The organism is Gordonia sp. NPDC003422, from assembly GCF_053588675.1.
Window position 1 is genome coordinate 1 of record NZ_JBSFQL010000067.1, and the last position, 2111, is coordinate 2111.

Consider the following 2111-nt stretch of genomic DNA (forward strand, 5'->3'; position numbering starts at 1 on the left):
CAATGGCGACTGGGGAACACACGAGTCCACCGGCCGTGGATCACCGAACCCGGGCTGTGGTTGCAGTACGACTTCGGTGACGGCCCACTCGTTGATGGCCGCAAGGTCGTGTTGTTGGTGGCGTGGCTGGCGTGGTGCCGGTATCGGGTGGTGATCCCGTTGCGTGATCGGACCGCGCCGAGCGTGTTCGCCGGCCTGGACCGGGTGTTCCGGATTCTCGGTGGCGCCCCGACGTATGTGTTGACCGACAACGAGAAAACCGTCACCACCGGGCATGTCGCCGGGGTTCCGGTCCGCAACCGTGATGCGGTCAGCTTCGGCCGCTTCTACGGCGTCAGCGTGCTCACCTGCGAGCCCGCCGACCCCGCCACCAAGGGCGGGGTGGAAAACGCGGTGAAGCTGGCCAAAGCCGATATCGTGCCGACCGACACCAACCTGCTCGACGCCTACGAGTCGTTCACCCAGGTGCAGGCGGCGTGTGAGCAGTTCATGGCCCAGATCAATGATCGGGAGCACCGGGCAACCGGGCGGCGTCCGGTGGAGATGCTCGCCGAGGAACGACAGCGGTTGCATCCGATCCCCGACATGCCACACACGACGGGGTTGGGAGTGACCCGCCGGGTTCCCGACAACACCCCGATGATCACCTTCGACCACTGTCAATACTCGGTTCCGGCAACGCTATTGGGTCAGTCGGTGTGGGTGCGGCACCATTCCGGCAGCGATGAGGTCATCGTGTGCGCCCTGGATGCGGGTGGGCCGAGCGAGGTGGCCCGCCATGCCCGAACCACTCGGGGTATCCCGGCCGTCGATGACGCCCATTTCCCCGGGTATCACCCGAAAATGCCGGGCGACTACCGGATTCGGGCCCGCACCGATGCCGAGCGGTCGTTCCTGGCGATCGGTGAGGGTGCGGGGTTGTGGTTGAAAGAAGCCGCTGCCGTCGGGACCGAACGCATGTTTCAGAAAATGGCCCACGCCGTCGAGTTGGCGGCCCTGCACGGCCACACCGATGTGGACTGGGCACTCGGGCATGCCGCGGTGCATGGCCGCTTCGCCACCGGTGACCTCGACTCGGTACTGGCCAGCAAAGGCCTCGACCTGACCCGCGCGCACGCCTCGGAAACCACCTCACTGGCACAAGGCACCAAAGGATGGAACATGCTGGGCACCACCATGATCGACAACAGTGATGACGTCACCGAGGAGGATGGTCGATGACCACGACACTGGCATCGTTGCCCGCCGAGGTGGAAGCGTTGATGAAACAACTCCGCCTGCCCCATGCCCGCGCCATCGCCGCCGAGGTGCTGGCGACCGCACGCGCCCAACGCTGGGACCCCGCCGACGTCCTCAAAGCACTCCTCGACGAAGAGGCCGCCGGCCGCGCCCGCTCCATGCTCGCCTCCAGACGCAAAGCGGCGAGCTTCCCGACCGGCAAAACCTTCGACGTGTGGGACGAGACCGCCTCCTCTATCCCGATCCCCACCCAACACGCCCTGCAAACTCTCGAATGGGTCGGTCGGCGGGAGAACCTCGTGGTGTGTGGGCCCGCCGGGACCGGTAAAACATTCTTCCTTGAAGCCCTCGGGCAGAAAGTGATCGAAGCGGGTATGCCGGTGGCCTGGTTCAGTCTCGAACAACTCGGCACCCTCGTGCGTGCCCACCGGGCCGATGACACCCTCGGCAAAGCGATCGCCAAAATCGTGCGCGCCGAACTGATCGTCATCGACGACGTGGGCCTGCTGCCGGTGGGTACCGATGCCGCCGAAGGGCTCTACCGCGTCGTGGAAGCCGCCTACGAACGCAAATCCGTCGCCGTGTCCTCCAACCTGCACCCGTCAGGATTCGACGAGCTGATGCCCAAAACGCTGGCCACCGCCACCGTGGACCGGTTGCTGCACCACGCACACCTCTGCCAAACCAGCGGCGACTCCGTGCGCCTGGCCCAAGCCCTCACCGGGAAAGGAGTCACCGCCCTGACCTAACCCCAACTCGAACCCGGTGGTGGTCTCGTGGGCACTTTCATGGCCGCCACCGGGCACCCCCACGTGACCGCCTACGGGCAGTCTTGATGGCCACCAGTGGGCAGTTCTACATGTCCCTTGACA

2 protein-coding genes are annotated in these 2111 nt (G+C 65.6%); both read left to right on the forward strand.

The annotated features are described in order from the left end of the window. Positions 1 to 1221, forward strand: a 1221-nt coding sequence (locus ACWDTF_RS24755) for a Mu transposase domain-containing protein (protein ID WP_449755244.1), incomplete at its 5' end; no start/stop codon positions are given. Next, positions 1218 to 1988 (forward strand): IS21-like element helper ATPase IstB, encoded by a 771-nt coding sequence (gene istB, locus ACWDTF_RS24760; RefSeq protein WP_240860161.1) that lies wholly within the window; start codon positions 1218 to 1220, stop codon positions 1986 to 1988. The genes ACWDTF_RS24755 and istB, both read left to right, overlap by 4 nt. Positions 1989 to 2111: the final 123 nt, after the last annotated feature.